Origin of the sequence: uncultured Sphingomonas sp. (assembly GCF_934560975.1) — a bacterium.
Taxonomy (GTDB): domain Bacteria; phylum Pseudomonadota; class Alphaproteobacteria; order Sphingomonadales; family Sphingomonadaceae; genus Sphingomonas_I.
The window spans coordinates 81719-99298 of record NZ_CAKTFO010000005.1; the positions used below are offsets into that span (position 1 = coordinate 81719).

23 protein-coding genes and 1 pseudogene are annotated in these 17580 nt (G+C 66.7%); 12 read left to right on the forward strand and 12 right to left on the reverse strand.

The window, feature by feature from the left end; all coding sequences use genetic code 11:
• Position 1: 1 nt before the first annotated feature.
• The 3 genes from modA to Q0D93_RS05630 all read left to right on the forward strand — a co-directional run bounded on the left by modA (position 2) and on the right by Q0D93_RS05630 (position 2256).
• Positions 2–745, forward strand: coding sequence for a molybdate ABC transporter substrate-binding protein (modA, locus tag Q0D93_RS05620; RefSeq protein ID WP_294391972.1), 744 nt, complete (start codon positions 2–4; stop codon positions 743–745).
• A gap of 223 nt (positions 746–968) precedes the next feature.
• Positions 969–1661, forward strand: a complete 693-nt coding sequence (gene modB, locus Q0D93_RS05625; RefSeq protein WP_294391973.1) for a molybdate ABC transporter permease subunit — start codon at positions 969–971, stop codon at positions 1659–1661.
• Positions 1651–2256 carry an ATP-binding cassette domain-containing protein gene (locus tag Q0D93_RS05630; RefSeq protein WP_294391974.1) on the forward strand — a complete coding sequence of 202 codons (606 nt, stop codon included), beginning with the start codon at positions 1651–1653 and terminating at the stop codon, positions 2254–2256. The genes modB and Q0D93_RS05630 overlap by 11 nt, the downstream gene beginning before the upstream one ends.
• Here the strand turns inward: Q0D93_RS05630 and Q0D93_RS05635 are convergent.
• On the reverse strand, positions 2195–3313 hold the full coding sequence (locus Q0D93_RS05635; protein ID WP_294391975.1) for an AI-2E family transporter: 1119 nt from the start codon (positions 3311–3313) through the stop codon (positions 2195–2197). The genes Q0D93_RS05630 and Q0D93_RS05635 overlap by 62 nt on opposite strands.
• A 111-nt stretch (positions 3314–3424) precedes the next feature.
• Between Q0D93_RS05635 and Q0D93_RS05640 the strand changes: the two genes are divergently transcribed.
• A complete protein-coding gene (locus Q0D93_RS05640; protein ID WP_294391976.1) occupies positions 3425–4084 on the forward strand; it encodes a ribonuclease HII in 660 nt (219 codons plus the stop codon).
• Between the two features lie 29 nt (positions 4085–4113).
• Entirely contained in the window at positions 4114–4638 is a 525-nt protein-coding gene (locus tag Q0D93_RS05645; RefSeq protein WP_294392109.1) for a septal ring lytic transglycosylase RlpA family protein, read from the forward strand.
• Between the two features lie 64 nt (positions 4639–4702).
• Here Q0D93_RS05645 and Q0D93_RS05650 read toward each other — a convergent pair whose 3' ends face one another.
• The 3 genes from Q0D93_RS05650 to Q0D93_RS05660 all read right to left on the reverse strand — a co-directional run bounded on the left by Q0D93_RS05650 (position 4703) and on the right by Q0D93_RS05660 (position 7829).
• Positions 4703–5518: a hypothetical protein gene (locus Q0D93_RS05650; RefSeq protein ID WP_294391977.1), complete on the reverse strand. Its 816-nt coding sequence runs from the start codon at positions 5516–5518 to the stop codon at positions 4703–4705.
• 76 nt (positions 5519–5594) lie between these two features.
• Positions 5595–6656 (reverse strand): dihydropteroate synthase, encoded by a 1062-nt coding sequence (folP, locus tag Q0D93_RS05655; RefSeq protein WP_294391978.1) that lies wholly within the window; start codon positions 6654–6656, stop codon positions 5595–5597.
• 42 nt (positions 6657–6698) lie between these two features.
• Positions 6699–7829: a site-specific DNA-methyltransferase gene (locus Q0D93_RS05660; protein ID WP_294391979.1), complete on the reverse strand. Its 1131-nt coding sequence runs from the start codon at positions 7827–7829 to the stop codon at positions 6699–6701.
• Between the two features lie 268 nt (positions 7830–8097).
• On the opposite strand from Q0D93_RS05660, the gene Q0D93_RS05665 reads away from it, so the two are divergent.
• Complete coding sequence (locus Q0D93_RS05665; RefSeq protein WP_294391980.1) at positions 8098–8232, forward strand: aa3-type cytochrome c oxidase subunit IV; 135 nt, start codon at positions 8098–8100, stop codon at positions 8230–8232.
• Positions 8233–8281: 49 nt separating this feature from the next.
• Here Q0D93_RS05665 and Q0D93_RS05670 read toward each other — a convergent pair whose 3' ends face one another.
• A complete protein-coding gene (locus Q0D93_RS05670; RefSeq protein ID WP_294391981.1) occupies positions 8282–8842 on the reverse strand; it encodes a hemerythrin domain-containing protein in 561 nt (186 codons plus the stop codon).
• Positions 8843–9017: 175 nt separating this feature from the next.
• Between Q0D93_RS05670 and Q0D93_RS05675 the strand changes: the two genes are divergently transcribed.
• Positions 9018–9929, forward strand: a complete 912-nt coding sequence (locus Q0D93_RS05675) for a MarR family winged helix-turn-helix transcriptional regulator (RefSeq protein ID WP_294391982.1) — start codon at positions 9018–9020, stop codon at positions 9927–9929.
• Positions 9930–10239: 310 nt separating this feature from the next.
• Here Q0D93_RS05675 and Q0D93_RS05680 read toward each other — a convergent pair whose 3' ends face one another.
• From Q0D93_RS05680 to Q0D93_RS05690, 4 genes and pseudogenes are all read right to left on the reverse strand, one after another.
• The gene (locus Q0D93_RS05680) at positions 10240–11331 is read right to left on the reverse strand and encodes a site-specific integrase (protein WP_294391983.1); all 1092 of its coding nucleotides are present in this window, start codon (positions 11329–11331) and stop codon (positions 10240–10242) included.
• Positions 11332–11360: 29 nt separating this feature from the next.
• Positions 11361–11513, reverse strand: a pseudogene (locus Q0D93_RS14860) (helix-turn-helix domain-containing protein); the annotation flags it as partial.
• Positions 11510–11818: a hypothetical protein gene (locus tag Q0D93_RS05685; RefSeq protein ID WP_294391984.1), complete on the reverse strand. Its 309-nt coding sequence runs from the start codon at positions 11816–11818 to the stop codon at positions 11510–11512. The gene Q0D93_RS05685 and the pseudogene Q0D93_RS14860, both read right to left, overlap by 4 nt.
• A gap of 59 nt (positions 11819–11877) precedes the next feature.
• The gene (locus Q0D93_RS05690) at positions 11878–12450 is read right to left on the reverse strand and encodes a hypothetical protein (protein ID WP_294391985.1); all 573 of its coding nucleotides are present in this window, start codon (positions 12448–12450) and stop codon (positions 11878–11880) included.
• A gap of 533 nt (positions 12451–12983) precedes the next feature.
• Between Q0D93_RS05690 and Q0D93_RS05695 the strand changes: the two genes are divergently transcribed.
• Positions 12984–13256 (forward strand): hypothetical protein, encoded by a 273-nt coding sequence (locus Q0D93_RS05695; RefSeq protein ID WP_294391986.1) that lies wholly within the window; start codon positions 12984–12986, stop codon positions 13254–13256.
• A 14-nt stretch (positions 13257–13270) separates the two neighbouring features.
• Here Q0D93_RS05695 and Q0D93_RS05700 read toward each other — a convergent pair whose 3' ends face one another.
• The 3 genes from Q0D93_RS05700 to Q0D93_RS05710 form a co-directional block, all read right to left on the reverse strand.
• A complete protein-coding gene (locus tag Q0D93_RS05700) occupies positions 13271–13462 on the reverse strand; it encodes a hypothetical protein (RefSeq protein ID WP_294391987.1) in 192 nt (63 codons plus the stop codon).
• The gene (locus tag Q0D93_RS05705) at positions 13462–14133 is read right to left on the reverse strand and encodes a hypothetical protein (protein WP_294391988.1); all 672 of its coding nucleotides are present in this window, start codon (positions 14131–14133) and stop codon (positions 13462–13464) included. The genes Q0D93_RS05700 and Q0D93_RS05705 overlap by 1 nt, the downstream gene beginning before the upstream one ends.
• 425 nt (positions 14134–14558) lie before the next feature.
• Complete coding sequence (locus Q0D93_RS05710) at positions 14559–15128, reverse strand: XRE family transcriptional regulator (protein ID WP_294391989.1); 570 nt, start codon at positions 15126–15128, stop codon at positions 14559–14561.
• 93 nt (positions 15129–15221) lie between these two features.
• Between Q0D93_RS05710 and Q0D93_RS05715 the strand changes: the two genes are divergently transcribed.
• Genes Q0D93_RS05715 through dnaN form a run of 4 tightly spaced genes read left to right on the forward strand, consistent with a single transcriptional unit; the run spans position 15222 to position 17579 of the window.
• Complete coding sequence (locus Q0D93_RS05715) at positions 15222–15455, forward strand: hypothetical protein (protein ID WP_294391990.1); 234 nt, start codon at positions 15222–15224, stop codon at positions 15453–15455.
• Entirely contained in the window at positions 15452–15922 is a 471-nt protein-coding gene (locus Q0D93_RS05720) for an XRE family transcriptional regulator (RefSeq protein WP_294391991.1), read from the forward strand. Before Q0D93_RS05715 ends, Q0D93_RS05720 begins: the two co-directional genes overlap by 4 nt.
• Positions 15922–16479 carry a hypothetical protein gene (locus tag Q0D93_RS05725; protein ID WP_294391992.1) on the forward strand — a complete coding sequence of 186 codons (558 nt, stop codon included), beginning with the start codon at positions 15922–15924 and terminating at the stop codon, positions 16477–16479. Before Q0D93_RS05720 ends, Q0D93_RS05725 begins: the two co-directional genes overlap by 1 nt.
• Positions 16476–17579 (forward strand): DNA polymerase III subunit beta, encoded by a 1104-nt coding sequence (gene dnaN / locus Q0D93_RS05730; RefSeq protein WP_294391993.1) that lies wholly within the window; start codon positions 16476–16478, stop codon positions 17577–17579. The genes Q0D93_RS05725 and dnaN overlap by 4 nt, the downstream gene beginning before the upstream one ends.
• Position 17580: the final 1 nt, after the last annotated feature.

A 17580-nucleotide genomic window follows, 5' to 3' on the forward strand; every position in this document is an offset into this window, starting at 1 on the left:
CATGCGTATCCTGTTCCTGCTGCTCGCTTTGCTCGCCGTCCCGGCCTGGGCCAAGCCGCCGACAATCCTCGCCGCTGCCAGCCTGCAGGAATCGCTGACCGAAGCGGCGGCAGCCTGGGCGAAGGCCGGGCATGAGCGTCCTGTCCTGTCCTTCGCCGCCTCCTCCGCGCTCGCCCGGCAGATCGACGCGGGTGCGCCGGCGGACCTGTTCATCTCCGCCGACGAACCGTGGATGGACGATGTGCAGAAGAAGGGTCGGGTCAGGCCCGGCACGCGCATTGCCTTTCTCGCCAACCGCCTGGTCCTGATCGCGCCCGCAGCCGCTGCCCGTCCGGTCGCGATCCGGCCCGGCTTCCCGCTCGCGGCCATGCTGGGGTCCGGACGGCTGGCGATGGGGGAGCCGGCATCGGTTCCGGCCGGCAAATATGCGCGCCAGGCGCTCACCCGCCTGGGCATCTGGCCGGCGGTCGCGTCCAAGGTCGCGGGCGCGGAGAATGTCCGGGCCGCGCTGGCGCTGGTCGAACGCGGCGAGGCGCCGTTCGGCATCGTCTACGCCACCGACGCACTGGCATCGCGCCGGGTGCGGATCGTCGGCACCTTTCCCACCGCCAGCCACGCCCCCATCACCTATCCGGTCGCGACCCTCACCACCGCCACCAGCCGCGACGCGGAGCCGTTCCGCCGCTTCCTGATCTCGGACGCGGGCAAGGCCATCTTCCGCCGCCACGGCTTCCAGCCGCGCTAGCCACTGGCCGGCGGAGAGGGAAAAGGTTGTGCTCCCGCGAAGGGGGGAGCGCAGGAGGCGGAAGGGTGTCGCTCGCAATCCTGGGCTTCCGCCTTCGCGGGAGCACGAGGGTGGGGAGGCGGGAGCAAGGCAGGGTAAACGCCGCGCCCGCTTCGACGCGACTTGCCCCCTGCTGCCCGCTGCGACAAGCAGGCACCATGCGCCCCCAACCGCACCTGCATCCATGACCCTGACCGCCGACGATTGGCAGGTGATCGACCTGTCGCTGAAGGTCGCTTTGGTCGCGGTAGGCCTGACCCTGCCCGTGGCGTTCGCGCTGGCCTATCTGCTTGCGCGCGGGCGTTTTCCCGGACGCATCCTGCTCGACGCCCTGGTGCATTTGCCGCTGGTGCTGCCGCCGGTGGTGACCGGCTGGCTGCTGCTGCTCGCCTTCGGCCGCACCGGGCCGGTCGGCCTCTGGCTGGACCGACTGTTCGGCGTCACCTTGATGTTCCGCTGGACCGGTGCGGCGCTGGCCGCCGCCGTGATGGCGCTGCCGCTGATGGTGCGCGCCATGCGCCTGTCGATCGAGGCGGTGGACCGCCGGCTGGAGGGCGCGGCGCGAACGCTCGGTGCAGGTCGGGTGCGGACCTTCCTGACGATCACCCTGCCGCTGTCGCTGCCCGGCATCCTCGCCGGCACGGTGCTGGGCTTCGCGCGCTCGATCGGGGAGTTCGGGGCAACGATCAGCTTCGTGTCCAACATACCGGGTGAAACGCGCACCCTGCCCATCGCCATCTACACCGCCCTGCAGGTGCCGGGCGGGGAGGCGACGGTCACCCGCCTCGCCATCGTCTCGGTCGTGCTGTCGCTCGGCGCGCTGGTCGCGTCCGAATGGCTGGTGCGCCGTCAGGGAGGCCGCGTCCATGTCCTTTGAGGTGGACGTCACCCGCCGGCTGGGCGACGCGCATATCGACATCGCCTTCACCGCCGGCGCCGGGCTGACGGCGTTGTTCGGGCCTTCCGGCGGGGGCAAGACCAGCCTGCTCAACATGATCGCCGGCCTGCTCCGCCCCGATCGCGGACGGATCGTGGTGGATGGCGAAACCCTGTTCGGGGATGGCATCGACCTGCCGCCGGAGCGCCGCCGTGCCGGCTATGTGTTTCAGGATGCGCGGCTGTTTCCGCACATGACGGTGCGCGCCAACCTCAGCTACGGCCGGCGCGGCACGCTGTATCCGTTCGGGGAGGTGGTGGACCTGCTCGGCCTGGGGGCGCTGCTCGATCGCTGGCCGCGCACTCTGTCGGGCGGGGAGGCGCAGCGGGTCGGCATCGGCCGGGCGCTGCTGTCAGGCCCGCGCTTCCTGCTGATGGACGAGCCGCTCGCCTCGCTGGACGCGCCCCGCGCCGAGGAGATCATGGGCATGATCGAGCGCGTGCGCGACGAACTGCGCCTGCCGATCCTGTATGTCAGCCATGATCGGGCGGAGGTGGCGCGGCTGGCGACGCAGGTGGTGCCGGTGCAGCGGTGACGCCCGCCCCCTCCCCCACATAATCGCGCCACAGCATGATCAGGGTCGCCATAACGGCCGGCCCCACGAACAGCCCGAGCAGCCCCAGCGTCTCCACGCCGCCCAGGATGCCGATCAGCACCCACAGGAACGGCAGGCGGGTGGATCCGCCGATCATCGCCGGGCGGATGAAATGGTCGGCGATCCCCACCACCACCATGCCGATCGCGAACACCGCCACCGCCCAGCCGACCGCGCCCTGCCCGATCAGCAACGCGCAGGCGATGGCGAACAGCACCGCCGCGCCGAACGGGATCATCGCCGCGATCGCCGTCATGAATCCCAGCAGCAGCGGGTGCGGAACGCCGGCGACGATATAGACCACCGCCATCACCGCGCCCTCCCCGATGCCGACCAGCACCAGCCCGTCGATCGTGCCGCGCACCGACCGCACCAGTTGCAGGCCGATCCGCTCGCCCGACGGGCCCAGCAGCTTGCGCGCGGCGATGTTCAGTTGCGCCACCAGCCGGTCGCGCTCCCGCAGCAGGAAGAACAAGGTGACCAACGTAAACAGGAAGATGATGCCGCGATGGAGCAGGCTGCGCCCAACCAGTTGCGACTGTTCGGCCAGCAGCACGCCGCGCAACCGCGCCCATTCCTGCGCAGTGGCCTCCGGCGTCGCCAGATGCGCCTGCCACCAGGCGGCAAGATCGTGCGAGAAGGGCAGGCGGGCGAGCCACGCCGGCTCCGGCACGCCGTGCGCGCGCGCCGCCTCGAACCAGGCGATCAGCACCCGCGCCTCCCGCGCCGCCTCCACCAGCCCCAAGGCAAGCGGGATCAGCACCACCAGCGCGATCAGGGAGGTGGCGATCGCCGGCAGCGCCAGGCCGCGCCCGCCGGGCCAGCGCGCCTCCGCCCGGGTATAGAGCGGATCGATTGCGATCCCGATCACGCCGGCCCACAGCAGAGAGGGGATGAAGGTCGCGCTCAGCCACACCGCAAAGGCGACCAGCGTGATCGCCAGCACCAGACGCGCCCAAAGCTGACGGCGGACATTCGGATCGGGCGTAGCGTGCATGGTGCCCGATGTGCGCGCGGTACGTCGCGGGCGCAAGCGACGGATGGAGCGTGGGGTACGCCGGTGCCCCGTGACGCCGCGCTCCGACGCTGACATAAGGGAATCGTGTCCGTGAACCGTCCCTTCGCCCGCCGCCGCGCCAGCCTGTTTCCGCCCGTGATCGGCTGCGACGAGGTCGGGCGCGGCGCGCTGTGCGGCCCGGTGGTGGTGTGCGCGGTGTGGTTCGATCCGCAGGACTTACCCAAAGGGCTGCTCGGCAGGCTGGACGATTCCAAGCGGATCGACCCGGCGGAGCGCGAGGCCTTGTTTCCGATCATCGCGCGCGCGGCGCAGGTCAGCTTCGCCGCTCGTTCGGCCCGCTACATCGACGTCTACAATATCCGCAACGCCACGCTGCAGGCGATGCACCAGGCCGTCACCCGCTTGGCGGTGGCCGCACCCGTCCGGATCGACGGGATCGACGTGCCCAAGGGCCTGTCGGGTGACGCGCAGGCAGTGGTCAAGGGCGACGGCAAGGTGCCCCAGATCGCCGCCGCCTCCATCATGGCGAAGGTGGTGCGCGACCGGCTGATGGCCAAGCTGGCCGAGCGGCATGTCCATTACCGCTGGGAACAGAATGCGGGCTACGGCACCAAGGCGCATCGCGACGCCATCCGCCTGCATGGCCACACCCGCCATCATCGCTGTTCGTTCGGCGACCTGTTCTCCACCTTGTCGTCGGGGGATGCGGCGGCGGTGCTGGCCGTGACGGAGGCGCGGGAAGCGGCTTGATCCGCCTCCGCGCGATCTTCGGCGGCGCGATGCTGCTCGCGCTGTCCGCCTGCGGAGGCGGCCATTTCCGGCCGGTCAGCGACATGCCGGTGCGGATCGGGAAGCCCTATCGCGTGGCCGGCCGTACCTTCGTCCCGGCGGCCGACCCGACCTACGACATGCTGGGCTATGCCAGCTGGTATGGCAGCGAATCGGGCAAGCGCACCGCCAACGGCGAACGCTTCCGCCCCGCCTGGATCACGGCGGCGCATACTACCCTGCCATTGCCGACCTATGTCGAGGTGACCGCGCTGGAGACGGGACGCCGCATCCTCGTCCGGATCAACGATCGCGGCCCGTTCGTGCCGGGGCCGCGCATCATCGACCTGTCGCGCGGTGCGGCGGAACAGCTCGGCATCCGCGCGCGCGGAACCGCACCCGTCCGCCTGCGTCTGGCCGACCCGTCGGACAAGGACCGGGAGCGCCTGCGCCACGGCGGACCCGCCCGCGACCTGCCGCCTGTACCGTCCGGCATATTGCAGGGCCTGCGGGCGCAACTTGCGGCGGGCGGCTGATTACCGGGTCTCGATCCGCGCCGCAGCGTCCGTGCTCCGGCGCAGGCCGGAGCGTTGGCCAGCCTCAGCCCTTGCACTCCTGGGTTCCGGCCTTTGCCGGAACACCGGTGCCTGGACAGGGCTGGACCAAGTTATGGCCGAACGGCAGCGGATTTTCCCCGCGCGGCCCCGCCAGGTAGAAGACGTCGCCGACCTTCACGACCATCGCGCTCGATCCGACGGCAATCAGGATGGCCTTGGCCGATTGTTTGTCAATTTTGAGAGTGATGTAGGTCGCGTTCTTGCCCGTGGCTGCCGAATAGCCGGCCTCGCCCAGCGCCAGCGGGCCCAAGATGGCGATCAAAACAGCCATAAACCAGCGCAGCGGGTACATTTTGCGACGCAACTGATCCTGCAAGTTGAGCAGGAACGCTATTCCAATCACGACGGTCAATATGCTGGCAACGCCCACCAGAATGACGCCTGAGAAGCCAAGTTCCTTCGCAACAGCTATGCCATAAATCGGTGTTGCGAGTGTTAGCAGGGCGACAGCGATATTCTCTCTGCGACTTGCTTTTTTCGGCCGCGACTTGCGCTGCAACAACGCAGTCGTAAAAACTATGAAGAATATAACGAACAGCAAACCGGTAAATCCGGCCGCCAAGTGGGAGAAACCGATGATCGTTAATTCGATGAGCGAGAATGCGCTCATTAACGATGCATCGAATGACATGAAATAACCAAGGCTCAGCAGATAACCCGCCATGCCAAAAGCTACGACGAGCTTGCCCGCGTCGGCAGCAGTTTCCAGCATCCAGCCCTGGGTCGGTGTGCCGCCTCTGGCATGATAGGGCCGCCCGGCGCGCTTGATGTTCTTGGATCGTATGTAAGACCTCGACATTGGTGACCGTCACTCCCTGTTTATCCGTCCGCAACATCTGGGAGCATCAGGTTTAAGCGCGATCAACGAACCCGCTTCAGGCGGGCGAAAGCGCCTCGTCGCGCAGGCCCCGCCAGACGCGAAGGGCCTGTACCGTCTCGAACGCGTCGTGGACGCGGTGGAGTTGCACGCCCTGGGTCGCGCCGAGGACGGTGAGCGCTACCGATCCGCCCAGGCGGCGATCGACCGGTGCCTCGCCCGACAAGGCGCCGATGGTGCGCTTGCGGCTGGCCCCCAGCAAGACCGGGCAGCCGAGCCCGTGGAACAGGGACAAGCCGTTCAGCAGAGCGAGATTGTGGCGCAGCGTCTTGCCGAAGCCGATGCCGGGATCGACGATAATGCGGTCGCGCGCGACGCCCGCCGCCACCGCTGCCTCGATCCGCGCCTCCAGCCAGTCATAGACCTCGATCAGCACATCGTCATAATGCGGATCGGCCTGCATCGTCTCGGGCTGCCCTTGATGGTGCATCAGCACCACCGGACAGCCGCGCGCAGCCGCCGCCGCCAGCGCGCGATCGTCCCAGGTGAGCGCCGAAACGTCGTTGACCAGCCCCGCGCCGGCATTCAGCGCCGCCTCCATCACGCTGGCCTTGCGCGTGTCGATCGAGATGGCGGCACCCGCCGTCGCCAGGCGTTCCACCACCGGCCGGACCCGCGCGATCTCGTCGCCTTCCCACACCGGCTGCGCGCCCGGCCGGGTCGATTCGCCGCCCACGTCGACCAGAGCCGCGCCGGCGGTCAGCGCATCCATTGCGTGGGCGACCGGATCATAGGCACCGCCGTCGGAGAAACTGTCGGGCGTGGCGTTGACGATCGCCATCACCTGCGGCTGGTCGAGCCGGATCACCCGCGCGCCCAGCGTCAGGGCAGCGCGCGGCGCGTTGAGGCGGGCCAGGATCGCCCGCCCTTCGGCATCGAGCATGTCGTCCAGCCGCTCGACCGGCACCAGCTGCCGCCGCACCCGCCGCAAGCCCTCGACCGCGATGATTTCCACCGCCGAGAACCAGCACAGCCCCCCCGCCAGCCGCAGCACCTGCCCGTCATGGCCGAAGGGCGCGTCCACGAAGCCGGTCGGACGAAGATACAGGCGTTGGCTCATCGATCGTCTCACCTGCTCCAATGCGGCGGAGGCCCGTTTTCGCTAGGCGGCGAACTCCGCCAGATGTTTCTGCCGCAGCGCATCGATCGGGGACAAGGCGCCCGCCTCCTCCACATGCCAGAAGGTCCAGCCATTGCAGCTCGGCGCACCCTGCAGGGTTGCGCCCAGCCGGTGGATCGATCCGCCCTGCACGCCGCACACCAGGCTGCCGTCCGCCTTAACCTCCGCCACCCAGCGCCGCTTGGCATCGGTCAGCAGCGTGCCCGGCGCGATCATGCCGCTTTCCACCAGCAGGCCGAAGGCGACGCGCGGCTGCGCGGCCTTTTCCGGCACGCCCATCATCGCGCTTTCGTCCAGCGGCAGGGTGGAGGCGATGCGCGACCGCGCGGCCTCCACATATTTGGTCTCGCGCTCGATCCCGATCCAGCGCCGCCGCAGCCGCCGCGCCACCGCGCCGGTCGTACCCGTGCCGAAGAAGGGGTCGAGCACGATGTCGCCCGGCTTGCTCGCCGCCAGCAGCACCCGGTAGAGCAGGCTTTCCGGCTTCTGCGTCGGGTGGGTTTTGGCCCCGCCTTCGTCCTTCAGCCGCTCGCCGCCCGAACAGATCGGCAGGCTCCAGTCGGAGCGCATCTGCACGTCGTCGTTCAGCCCCTTCATCGCGCGATAGTTGAAGGTGTAGCGCGCTTTCTCGCCCTTGCTGCACCAGATCAGCGTTTCATGCGCGTTGGTGAAGCGCGTGCCCTTGAAGTTTGGCATCGGGTTGGCCTTGCGCCAGACGATGTCGTTCAGAATCCAGAAGCCCGCATCCTGCAACGCCGCGCCGACGCGGAAGATGTTGTGATAGCTGCCGATCACCCACAGGCTGCCGTCATCCTTGAGGATACGGCGCGCCTCCGTCAGCCAGGCGCGGGTGAAGCGGTCATAGGCCTCGAAACTGTCGAACCGGTCCCAATGGTCCATCACCGCATCGACCTTGCCGCCTTCCGGCCGATGCAGGTCGCCGCCCAGCTGGAGGTTGTAGGGCGGGTCGGCGAAGATCATGTCGATCGACCGGTCGGGCAGCTTGGCCATTTCCGCCACGCAATCGCCCATCAGGATCGTGTCCAGCGGCAACAGCGCCAGCGACGGCGCGGCGACACGTTCGCCCTTTCTGATCGCCCTCAGCGCACCCATGTGCTGGCTCCCCTCCGATGTGTGAAGCGCGCCTGATGCGGGCGCGCGGACTCCGCGGTCAAGAGCGTCGATGAGGGCCGACGGGCGGCGGGGGCCGGATTCGCGACGATGCGTGCAAAGTTATCCACAGCATGTGGAGTCCAGCGCGCGTGCCGGACTCAATCTTTAGTGGTGTTGCCGGAAAGACTCAGCCGCCGTCCGATCTGCGCTTGAAGCCGGGGCGGCCGCGCGGTTAGTCTCGCCCGCAAACGACCGATGAGGATGAACGATGGCCGAGGACGGTGCCGAGATCGATCTTCCCGCGCATGCGCGAACCTATGGCCGCTTCCTCGGCCTGTTCAAATGGAGCGCGATCGTCGTCTTCATCCTGGCCGCGATCATCGTGCTGGTAATCAGCCGGTAGGCATGCGCCGTCGCCATCCGGCCCGGACGGCGCCTGATCGCGGCCCCGATCAGGCGGCCGGGATTTCCTCGGCCACCGCCTCGTGCGTGTCGCCTTCATCGCCGAACTGTTCGAGGTTGGCGTAGAGTTCCGCCTGGCGCGCCTCCAGCGTGCGGCCGAGTTCGTCCAGGTCGACCTTGCCGTCGCGATGCGCCTGCTTGGCATATTCGAACAGTTCTTCATCCTCCTCGTCGATATGGTGGATGGTTTCCTCGCCCAGCACGTGCACCTTGGCCTCGTACAATTCCTCGTCCCCGGACAGGTTCTCGATCTCCGCCATCAGCACCTTGCCGGCGGCATGTTCGACTATGCCCTCGTTGATCTCGTCCGCGCCGATCACGCTCTTGAGCGCGGGATAGAGCAGCTCTTCCTCGATCGTCATGTGGACGCCCAGCCGCATGCACAATTCGCGCGCGATCGCCGCCCGCTCTTCCCCGTCCGATGCCTCCGCCGCATCGAACAGTTCGCGAAAGCGATGATGCTCCTGCTTCAGGACGTGCAGCGCAATCGGATCGTCCTGGGCGATGACATGATGACCACTGTCATTGCGTGCCGAATATTTTCCCGCCATATCAACAACCTCTATCCAGTGCTCGATCAACGAGAAGCGCGGGCGGACGTTCCTCCGCAGCTCTCGAATCCAAAACGGACCGATTCACATGGATCAAGGAAGGGGCGATGGGAGACGTGACCGGAGCGGAGGGATCTGCTTTCAATCTGATATTGTTGGCTTATCCCCACAATCGATGAACGGAAGTGCAACTGCATCACACCTGAGCTACGAAGCCGGTCCAACCGTCGAATTCTTTGCGGACAGCCCGCTCGGTCTGGAACGCTGCCGGCGCCTGCTGGACGTGATCGGGGTTCGGGCACGCCCCCTGGGGTCGCTGGCGGAGGCCAATGCGGCGCTGGCGGCAGGTGCCGCCGCCGACGCGGTGCTGCTCGATCTGACGGAGGATCCGGGCGCGGCGCTCGACGAACTGCTCGACCGGATCGAGGACGGGGCGGCGGGCAACAGCTTCCGCTCGGTGGTCAGCATCTCAAGCACCCTGCTCGACTGCACCACGGCCCGCCTGCAATCCGCGGGCGTGGCCTTGCTGTGCGACACCGGGGAGATCGAGGCGGCGGCCGCGCTCGGCCTGGCGCTGGCCATACCCCGCCAGGGCCTGCGCGAAAAAGGCGAGGAGGCGGAGCTGCGCCGCCTGAGCGAGGAGGTGAACCGCATCGCCCGCGCGCTGGCGCAACTGTCCACCGCGCAGGAGCCCGCGGCGCCGCTGACCCTGGCGCGTGCGCCGGTGGTGCCCGGGACGCTGCCTTCCGCCGCCACGCTGCGCATGACGTTGCGCGCGCGGCGAATGCGCGACCAGTATTTCACGCCGGACCTGTTCGCGGATCCGGCCTGGGACATGCTGCTCGACCTGATGCTGGCCCGGCTGGAGGGGCGCACCGTCGCGGTGTCCAGCCTGTGCATCGCCGCCGCCGTTCCGCCGACCACGGCGCTGCGCTGGATCAAGCGCCTGACCGACGAGGGCGTGTTTGTCCGCACGGCGGACCCGCGCGACGGGCGACGCGTATTCATCGACCTGTCGGAAGCCGCCGCCAACAGCATGGCATCCTATTTCAACGCGCTGGAACGGATCGGCACGACCCTGGCATAAGGCCGCGACCAGATCGGGCCCACGCGGGCCGTGTCCGTCCCTGATAGTGATCGCGAGAGGCGCGGGCGCGGCCGGTACGGTGGCGAGGCTCCTGCCGGCGCCGGCGGTCGCCGGGCGCGCGCGGGATCGGCCGCGCCGGACCGCTTGCCCATCGCCCTGTCGCCCCGCAACCCGGGTGATCCCGACAAGGCGGCTTGCGTCGGCGGCAAAAGCCGGTATTTCCGGGCCTCTCCTGCGGGAGGGCGGTTAGCTCAGTTGGTAGAGCATCTCGTTTACACGGTTCGTGTGCACGCCAGTTAACCCGCTGTTTTCACTTAGCTTTTGTCGCACCCCTGCCGGTCCGTTCGGGAATAGTCCGGGAGTCGCTGACTTCCAGCGCCTGGCGGATGTCGTCGTCTGCCGCGTGCGCATAGCGGAGCGTTGTCTTGATCGAACGGTGCGCGAGGGCGGCCTTGGCGGCGGCGAGGTTGCCGGTCGCCCGCAGGATGCGGGTGCCCCGCGTGTGGCGTAGATCGTGAAAGCGGAAGTTCTCAACCTTCGCCTGCTTCTTCGCCTCCGCCCACGGCTTGCGCAGCACGGTGGCGGTAAGGGGATAGCGATCCCCCTTCTTGCGCGCGGGCTGCTTCCGCCCGAGTTTGTCGACCAGCGCGCCCTTGGTCCGCTGCGCCTCGTAGGTGAAGACGAACGGCCCCTTCTTGGGCTGGTTGGCGAGGATGATGACCATTTCTTGGGTGAGTGGCCGCTTGATCACGTCGCCGCCCTTGATCTTGGTGCGGGCGGTGCCCTGACCGAGATCCAGATCGGACCAGCGCAGGCCCATCACCTCGCCCCGCCGCCACCCTGCCTTCAACGCGAACAGGCAGAAGTCGTAGAGATCGGCGCGGATCTCGGGGAAGAGCGCGTCTTCCTCGTCCAGGCTTAGTTCGCGGGGATCGGTGCGGGGCACCTTCAGCATCAGCGCGCCCCAGTCCGGCATTTCGCCCACGTCGAACCGCGCCTTTTCGGCCCGGCGCCACATGGCGCGCAGCACCTCCGTCTCGCGATTGACGCTCGCGTTCGACCGACCGTTGCGGCGCTTCGCGACGTGCAGTTCAAGGTCGCGCTGGGTCACCTCGCTCAAAAGGACATGCTGGCCCAGCCCCTCGATCACGGCGGCCAGGATATAACGGGTGGTCGGCCAGGACGGCTTTTCCTCGACCTTCTCCTGATAGAGCCCGGCCGCTTCGTCCACGGTGATCGGCGGGCGCTTGGCGTCGCCGTCGCGAGCTTTCGCCCTTACGCGCTCTTCGTGCCGTTCGGCGTCCCGCTTCGTGCGGCAGCCTGTCGAGCCGTGAAAGCGACGACCTTGCCAGACGAAATCGTAGTGGAAGTACGGCGACCGCGCCGGTTTGTAGACGGACATTCGACCTCTTTCCGCACGCGGCTCTGCACGAAGTCGTCGCAGTCTTCCGGTCGGTACCGAATCATGCGGTTCGTGATGGCAACGTAGCGAATGTGACCTTCGCGCCGGAGCTGGCGCAAGAGCTTCGTGCAGACACCCAGCCGGTCCGCCGCCTCCTCGGGGGTGAGCAAGACCACGGTCATGGCCGATCGAACCCCAGGTGATAGAGCAAGGTCAGATAGTCCGACTGGCTCATGCGGTTGTCGCGCGCGTCTTCCTCGTTCCACCGGCCGAGCAGCATGTCCTGATCGGCCTGGGCGCGGTGACCCGTCTCGCGGTTGCCGCGTGTACCACCACGGGTAACGCGGGCGACGGCGGCGAAGGGGAACAGCTGGCGGCCGCGAAGGCGCTGGCGATTGTCCCACGCCTTCTTGTGGGCGGGGGAACAGAAAACCCGCCGCTCAGGGCCGCTGAGAACGCCGCACAGGCATTCCGGGCAAAGGTGCACGACAGAACCGTTCGGCGCTGAGCGGCCGTTTGCGGAGACGTGTTGGCAACGGGCCATGATCACGCCGCCGCCCTCGCGGGCTCGGCCGGCCGATCGCGGGCGATCAGGGCGGCTTGGGTTTCGGCCATGTCCATGGCGCGCGGCCAGCGATCGGCATGCCAGAGGAGCGCCTCGATCGTCCAGGCGCGGCGTTCGCGGTCGAACAGGACACCGAGGGTCGGGCTGGTGAAGCCGGCGCGGCGTTCCTTCCAGTTGCGCTGGATGGTCGGGCGGTCGAGGTCGCCGGCAATGATCGCGTTGACGATCGCGGGATCGAGCGCCTGGCGCACGGCCTGCCGATCGGCGGCGAGCTGCTGCTGCTCGCGCTCATGCAGGTGGCGCAGCAGAGCATATTTGGCGAAGGTGCCGACGCTGGTGTCCAGTGGCTCGGCCGGCTGACCGACGCGGAGCGCGGCGATGCGGCGCCAGTCGGCCACGATCGCGGCGAGCCGGCGCAGATCCTTGTCCGCCTGCGCCTGGGTCATCTGGCCCGCCGCGACCCAGGCCGGGAAGTTCCGCTCGCATTCGACCAGCACGGCCCTGGCCGTCTTCAGCAGGACGGCGGACTCGTTGATGTAGAGCGCGGCCGTCATGCTCGCGCCCTGCCGACAGCGAGTTCACTTTCAACATCGAGCCTGCGGACCATGTCAGCAGCCCAGTCGTTTTGCATTGCGTCGTAGATCCGGTTCGCTTGGCCGCACGTACGTAGTCCCAATGCCGCAGTTAGCGTTTGGTCGCTGCGATCCAACAGTCCGAAGTAGCTAAGGTGTTGATTATGTTCCTTGAACACGACACTTCTAGGCGCATGTCGATTCGATTGCCCAGCGCACAGACATTGCGGGGTGAGATCGCCCGTAACGCGAGCAAGCTCTGCACGTTCTCCGAAGAAAACTTGTTGGCGCACATTGGGCAGGTCGAAGCAGCCACGATCGTTTTTGACGACGGACAGGCTGGCGGGAGACTGAGGCAATGCAGCGGATCGTTTGAAATGACGCGAGCTATCGAGAGCGCTGTTCAAATCGTGCAGCGTCGGTTCCCTCTCATGCGAACGGACTAAGGCATGAGCGGCAAAGGTTGACCGCTTAAATCTTTCCCGTGTGTTCCCCCCGTGCGACTGTAGGCCCGCATGACGGAGCCACCGCCGATTGACTGGAACATGGAAGTCGAGCTGTTCGAGCCCGACAAGCTGCCGTCCCTTCGCATCCTGCGTAGCAAGATGGCTCTCGGCGATGCAGTGGAGGCGATCCTTGCCATGGACCGCGACCGCATGAGCCGATCGGGTATCGGGCTGCACAAGCCAGTTCCGGTGCGGATTGAAGGCCGCCTGGGCTTGCAGGGCTATCTGAGCGGGCACGTGGTCCGGCTGCTGGTCGGCCAAGGTGACTTCCCGGTGGGCTGAGATCACGCGGCGCCTCACGGCAGCACCACCAGCAACGCCCAGATCAGCAGGGCCAAGGGCACTCCGATCGCCAGGCCGCGCACGGCGCCGTGCAGATCGATGACGATGGGCCGCTGCTTGGCGTACACCATGGGCACGATCGGCATCGGCCGGCGGGGCTCCGGCCGGTCGACGCGGCGCGGGAGGGGGATGATGTTCGCGGACATCAGGCGGCCGACCGGGTCGGGCGCGTGAGGATCAGGCTGGCTCCCCGCTTCATGTCCGTACCCCGGAAGGTGGCGCGGGTGCCGACGACCTCGAACCGGATCTTGGGCAGCTTTGCCAGTACGAGGTCGAACGCCTCCGGCGTGGGCGCTTCGGCTTCTGGGAAGGCGACCTCATGCCAGCTGGCGAAGTCGGCATAGAGGTCGGACACCGGCGTGTAGCCGACCGGGGTCACCGCCCTGGTGGTGCGGGCGTCAGCCCAGCGGTCGATCACCGTATCGGCGATGATCGCAGCGGCTGCGGGATCGCGCTGCTCGATCGCGTCGGCTACGCTGCTGCCGCCATCAGAGGAGAACTTGTCTTGGCAATGACCGTCAACATCGCGCCCAGCTCCTGCGAGATCGGGGAGACCGATGCCCGCAACGGCCATTTCTGGCGCTTGCAGTTCATCGATGGTGAGAGCGGCGACACCGCCAACATCACCTTTAGCGATGACGCCTTTATCGACTTCCTCGGACAGCTGGACGCCGTCAGGAAGACGCTGCGGAACTGACCGCCATACGATCCCGTCCAGAATGCCGCCGACCGGACGGGGATTGTTGTGGATATCGAAACGGAAGCCCGCCGACGCGGTCTGCGGCTGGGTAGCGGGCTTCTTGGTACGTGCGGGCATACTGGCCTCCGTTCATGGGAACGGCGGCACTATTCGATTATGGAATGTTATGGGTCAAGGCAAAACTTTCCATAATAGAATTATAGTGTGTTAGGATTGACGAGTGTTCTCGTGATGTTCCATTCGCTTGTATTCCACGAATCGAGGCTGGAGCATGTACCAGACGGTAAGTTTTTGGCGTGTGGTGTCGTTCAACAAGGCTCAAGGGCCGTGGAGGGCGACGCGTGAGCAGGCGCGCCGAGACGCGATCGCGCTGGGCTTAGGCAATTACGACGAGCATGGGAGCTACTTCCATGTCGTGCCGGGTGACGTGCAGATGCTGACGATTGAAACGCGCATTTTGCGGGAAGCATTGGAGCCCGCGCTTGGACCCGATGTGGTGATCGTCGACCGCTCGATGCTAAAGCGGCCGCGTCGTCAGAATTCTAAACGCGGGCAGCAGTCCACAGCACCCTGCCGACAATCGAAAATGGCTCTTCCCCGATAGCAATCTCTTGATGCGCCGAGTTTGTCGAGCAGGGAACAAGGCGCATCGGGTCCATCTTCAACTGCTTGAAGGTCGTCTCTCCCTCGGCATTCTCCACCACGTAGTAGCGATTGGGAAAGAGCGCCTTGTCGTCAGGGTCGACTAGAACACGACCGCCTTCCGGAATGAGAAGGTCCATCGAATCGCCGACTACGTCCAGGTAGAAGACGCGCGGCGGAACAGAGGGGTCTAGCGCGGGCATATAGTCGCGCGTTTGTTGGATAGCTTCGCGCCAGTTGCCGGCGGCTACCATGCCGATCACCGGAATGGCCCGCAGCGGGATAGCTCCAGTCGCCCCATCACCTTCAGATAGCAAACGGCGCAGGCCATCCATCTCTCGGACAGTGAAGCGCCGATCGCCCTTTAGCGACTTCGACATCTGAACCTGTGTGAGACCGATCGCCGCGCCCAGCTCCGCCTGGGTCATGCCCTGCTGCCGCATGGCGCTCCTGATCGCTTCCAAATCCATACCAGCATCTAAGAGCAATATACGATTATAGAAATTTCTAAGGTGGAATGTTCTGGCTTGCGCGGGATATTCCATTATGGAATATGCGGCGTCATGTTCGACACCGCGCCCCCTGAAGCTGCTCGCTTGATCATCGAAGGCCTGGGCGGTCCGCCCAAGGTCGCTGAGATGACCAAGGCTCCTGTCACGACCGTGCACAGCTGGATGCGGGTGGGGCTTACGCGGGCACGCCTGGATCATATGCGGTTGGCCGCTGCCCGTGAAGGAGCGGAGTTCGACTTCGATGAGGCCATTGCAAGCGTTCATTCCGAGGTCGTTACGGCATGAGCGGGGGCAAGGTCTTGGCCCGCGTCGCGCGCCCCACCACAAAGTCTTACCGCAGCGCGGTGAAGGAGATCATCCTGCGGGTGCAGGCGGACCACCGGCTGGACGATGCCGAATTGGCGGAGCGGATCGGCTGCTCCGAAAGCACGATCAAGAACGCACGGACTGAGGCATGCGACCTCTCGGGCAAGTTCCTTGCCGCGATCGAGGCGGAGTTCGGGCCGGGTGCGATCGATCCCTTCTATGCCCTCGGCGGCGGCCGCAGCCTACCGTTGGATGTGCGCGTGTGCGTGGATGTGAACGCGCCATTGGAACTGTCGGCGGCGCTGCATCTGCTGCTGGCTACCCAGCATCCGAACAGCGAGGGGGGCGTGGCGACCACCCCGACCGAATTGCGCCCCCTGCTCCCATCCCTGCGCGACGCGCGGCGGGCGATTGATGTGTGTATCGCTCTGGCAGGAGCCGAATGATGGCGGCCGCTCACTACCAAGCAACGGACCTCGCCAGCTTCGTGGCTGCGCCCGGCCTGGTCGCGCGGTGGATCCGCGAGGCGGTTCCCGGCGACGTGCTGGTCTATGCGCGTGGCGAACATCTGCCGCCGAAATCGGCGACGGCCGCCCTCGTCCGCAAGATGCTGGCCGCCCATAAGGTCGGGCATCGCCAGCGTCGCCAGCCGGACGGGCGCACGGACTATGAGATCCGCCGCAAGGCTCCGGTGCGCTCCGGCGGACGGCGGCCGTCGCGGACGGTGCCGGTGACGGCCGGGCCGGCGCTCGACGCCAAGGCAATGAAGGTGCTGCGCTATCTCCGCATCGTCGCCAAGGCGGGCGATGTCTGCCCGCCCTATGCGACGATCGGGCGCATCACCGGCATCGGGACGGCGGAGCAGGCGCGCTACGCGGAGCGGAAGCTGCGGACGGCGGGCAAGCTGACCAGCGAGCTGGTCGACGTGGCGCATGGGCTGCGCGTCGTCACCTTTGACGACGGGCTGTCGACCAGGCGTCCTACCAGGAAGACCGCAGAATGAGCCTAACAGTCCAGCGCGATGCCCTGTTGAGCATCGTCCGCAACGTCACGTCGGTTGTCGAAGCGCGTAACACGATCCCGATCCTGTCCAATATGCTGATCGAGGCTGACGGCGGGCGTGTCCAGGTGGCTGGTACGGATCTTGATGTCCAGGTCCGCGCCGGGTGCGAAGGTGAAGGCTTGCTGTCGATCACCGTGCCCGCAGGCAAATTGCAGGCCGCGCTCGACAGCCTGAAGCCCGGCGTCGTGAAGATGGAACTCGTGGCTGACAAGGGGGCTCTTGCCATCAAGCAAGGACGGTCGACCCGGACGCTGCCAACGCTGCCGGTCGCGGACTTTCCTGAACTTCCGGTGACGAACGCCGCAACGCGCTTTGTCATGCCGGCACGGACATTCGAGCGGTTGTTTGAGACCGTCCAAGCGGCCCAGTCGAGCGAAGAAGCGCGCTATTACCTGAAGGGCGTGTTCCTACACGTCGTCGGTGACAAGCTGGTGAGCGCCGCGTGCGACGGTCATCGCTTGCTCCGATGCGAGGTGGACCTGCCAGATGATGCCGCCGGGATGCCGGACATGATCGTCAGCAGCAAGACCATCGGCCTGCTGCGGAAGCTGGTGGCCGGCGGCGATGCCGACGTGACGATCGAAGCCGGCCGCGACAGGATTGTCGTTGCCGCCGGTCCGCTGCGGATCACCGCCAAGCTCGTCGCCGCCACGTATCCCGATTACCAGCGGACAATCCCAAGCGGCGGAGCCAACGTGCTGACCGCCGGGCGCAACGCGCTGATCGCTACGGCGCAGGCCGCCAGCGCGATCAGCGGAGAAAAGGTCCGCTCGCTGCGGATCGAACTGACGCATGGAGCCGAGCCCGAGTTCATCACGCGTGATGGCATGGGCGCGCACGCGGTGGAGCCGCTGCCAGGCGAGTATGCCGGAGCGCAGATGGCGGTCGGCATCAACGCTAAATATCTGATCAGCCTCGCCAGCAGCTTCCACGAAGCCAGCGTGCTTCGGTTCGAACTGGGCGAGCCTTCTCACCCCATCCGCATCAGCGCAGAGGCCGAACCTGATCTCGTGGCCGTCTGCATGCCGATGCGCGCCTGAA

Coding starts and splice junctions, on each gene's coding strand:
- modA (WP_294391972.1), top strand. CDS start 2: ATGCGTATCCTGTTCCTGCTGCTCGCTTTGCTCGCCGTCCCGGCCTGG.
- modB (WP_294391973.1), top strand. CDS start 969: ATGACCCTGACCGCCGACGATTGGCAGGTGATCGACCTGTCGCTGAAG.
- Q0D93_RS05630 (WP_294391974.1), top strand. CDS start 1,651: ATGTCCTTTGAGGTGGACGTCACCCGCCGGCTGGGCGACGCGCATATC.
- Q0D93_RS05635 (WP_294391975.1), bottom strand. CDS start 3,313: ATGCACGCTACGCCCGATCCGAATGTCCGCCGTCAGCTTTGGGCGCGT.
- Q0D93_RS05645 (WP_294392109.1), top strand. CDS start 4,114: ATGCTGCTCGCGCTGTCCGCCTGCGGAGGCGGCCATTTCCGGCCGGTC.
- Q0D93_RS05650 (WP_294391977.1), bottom strand. CDS start 5,518: ATGTCGAGGTCTTACATACGATCCAAGAACATCAAGCGCGCCGGGCGG.
- folP (WP_294391978.1), bottom strand. CDS start 6,656: ATGAGCCAACGCCTGTATCTTCGTCCGACCGGCTTCGTGGACGCGCCC.
- Q0D93_RS05660 (WP_294391979.1), bottom strand. CDS start 7,829: ATGGGTGCGCTGAGGGCGATCAGAAAGGGCGAACGTGTCGCCGCGCCG.
- Q0D93_RS05665 (WP_294391980.1), top strand. CDS start 8,098: ATGGCCGAGGACGGTGCCGAGATCGATCTTCCCGCGCATGCGCGAACC.
- Q0D93_RS05670 (WP_294391981.1), bottom strand. CDS start 8,842: ATGGCGGGAAAATATTCGGCACGCAATGACAGTGGTCATCATGTCATC.
- Q0D93_RS05675 (WP_294391982.1), top strand. CDS start 9,018: ATGAACGGAAGTGCAACTGCATCACACCTGAGCTACGAAGCCGGTCCA.
- Q0D93_RS05680 (WP_294391983.1), bottom strand. CDS start 11,331: ATGTCCGTCTACAAACCGGCGCGGTCGCCGTACTTCCACTACGATTTC.
- Q0D93_RS05690 (WP_294391985.1), bottom strand. CDS start 12,450: ATGACGGCCGCGCTCTACATCAACGAGTCCGCCGTCCTGCTGAAGACG.
- Q0D93_RS05695 (WP_294391986.1), top strand. CDS start 12,984: ATGACGGAGCCACCGCCGATTGACTGGAACATGGAAGTCGAGCTGTTC.
- Q0D93_RS05700 (WP_294391987.1), bottom strand. CDS start 13,462: ATGTCCGCGAACATCATCCCCCTCCCGCGCCGCGTCGACCGGCCGGAG.
- Q0D93_RS05705 (WP_294391988.1), bottom strand. CDS start 14,133: ATGCCCGCACGTACCAAGAAGCCCGCTACCCAGCCGCAGACCGCGTCG.
- Q0D93_RS05710 (WP_294391989.1), bottom strand. CDS start 15,128: ATGGATTTGGAAGCGATCAGGAGCGCCATGCGGCAGCAGGGCATGACC.
- Q0D93_RS05715 (WP_294391990.1), top strand. CDS start 15,222: ATGTTCGACACCGCGCCCCCTGAAGCTGCTCGCTTGATCATCGAAGGC.
- Q0D93_RS05720 (WP_294391991.1), top strand. CDS start 15,452: ATGAGCGGGGGCAAGGTCTTGGCCCGCGTCGCGCGCCCCACCACAAAG.
- Q0D93_RS05725 (WP_294391992.1), top strand. CDS start 15,922: ATGGCGGCCGCTCACTACCAAGCAACGGACCTCGCCAGCTTCGTGGCT.
- dnaN (WP_294391993.1), top strand. CDS start 16,476: ATGAGCCTAACAGTCCAGCGCGATGCCCTGTTGAGCATCGTCCGCAAC.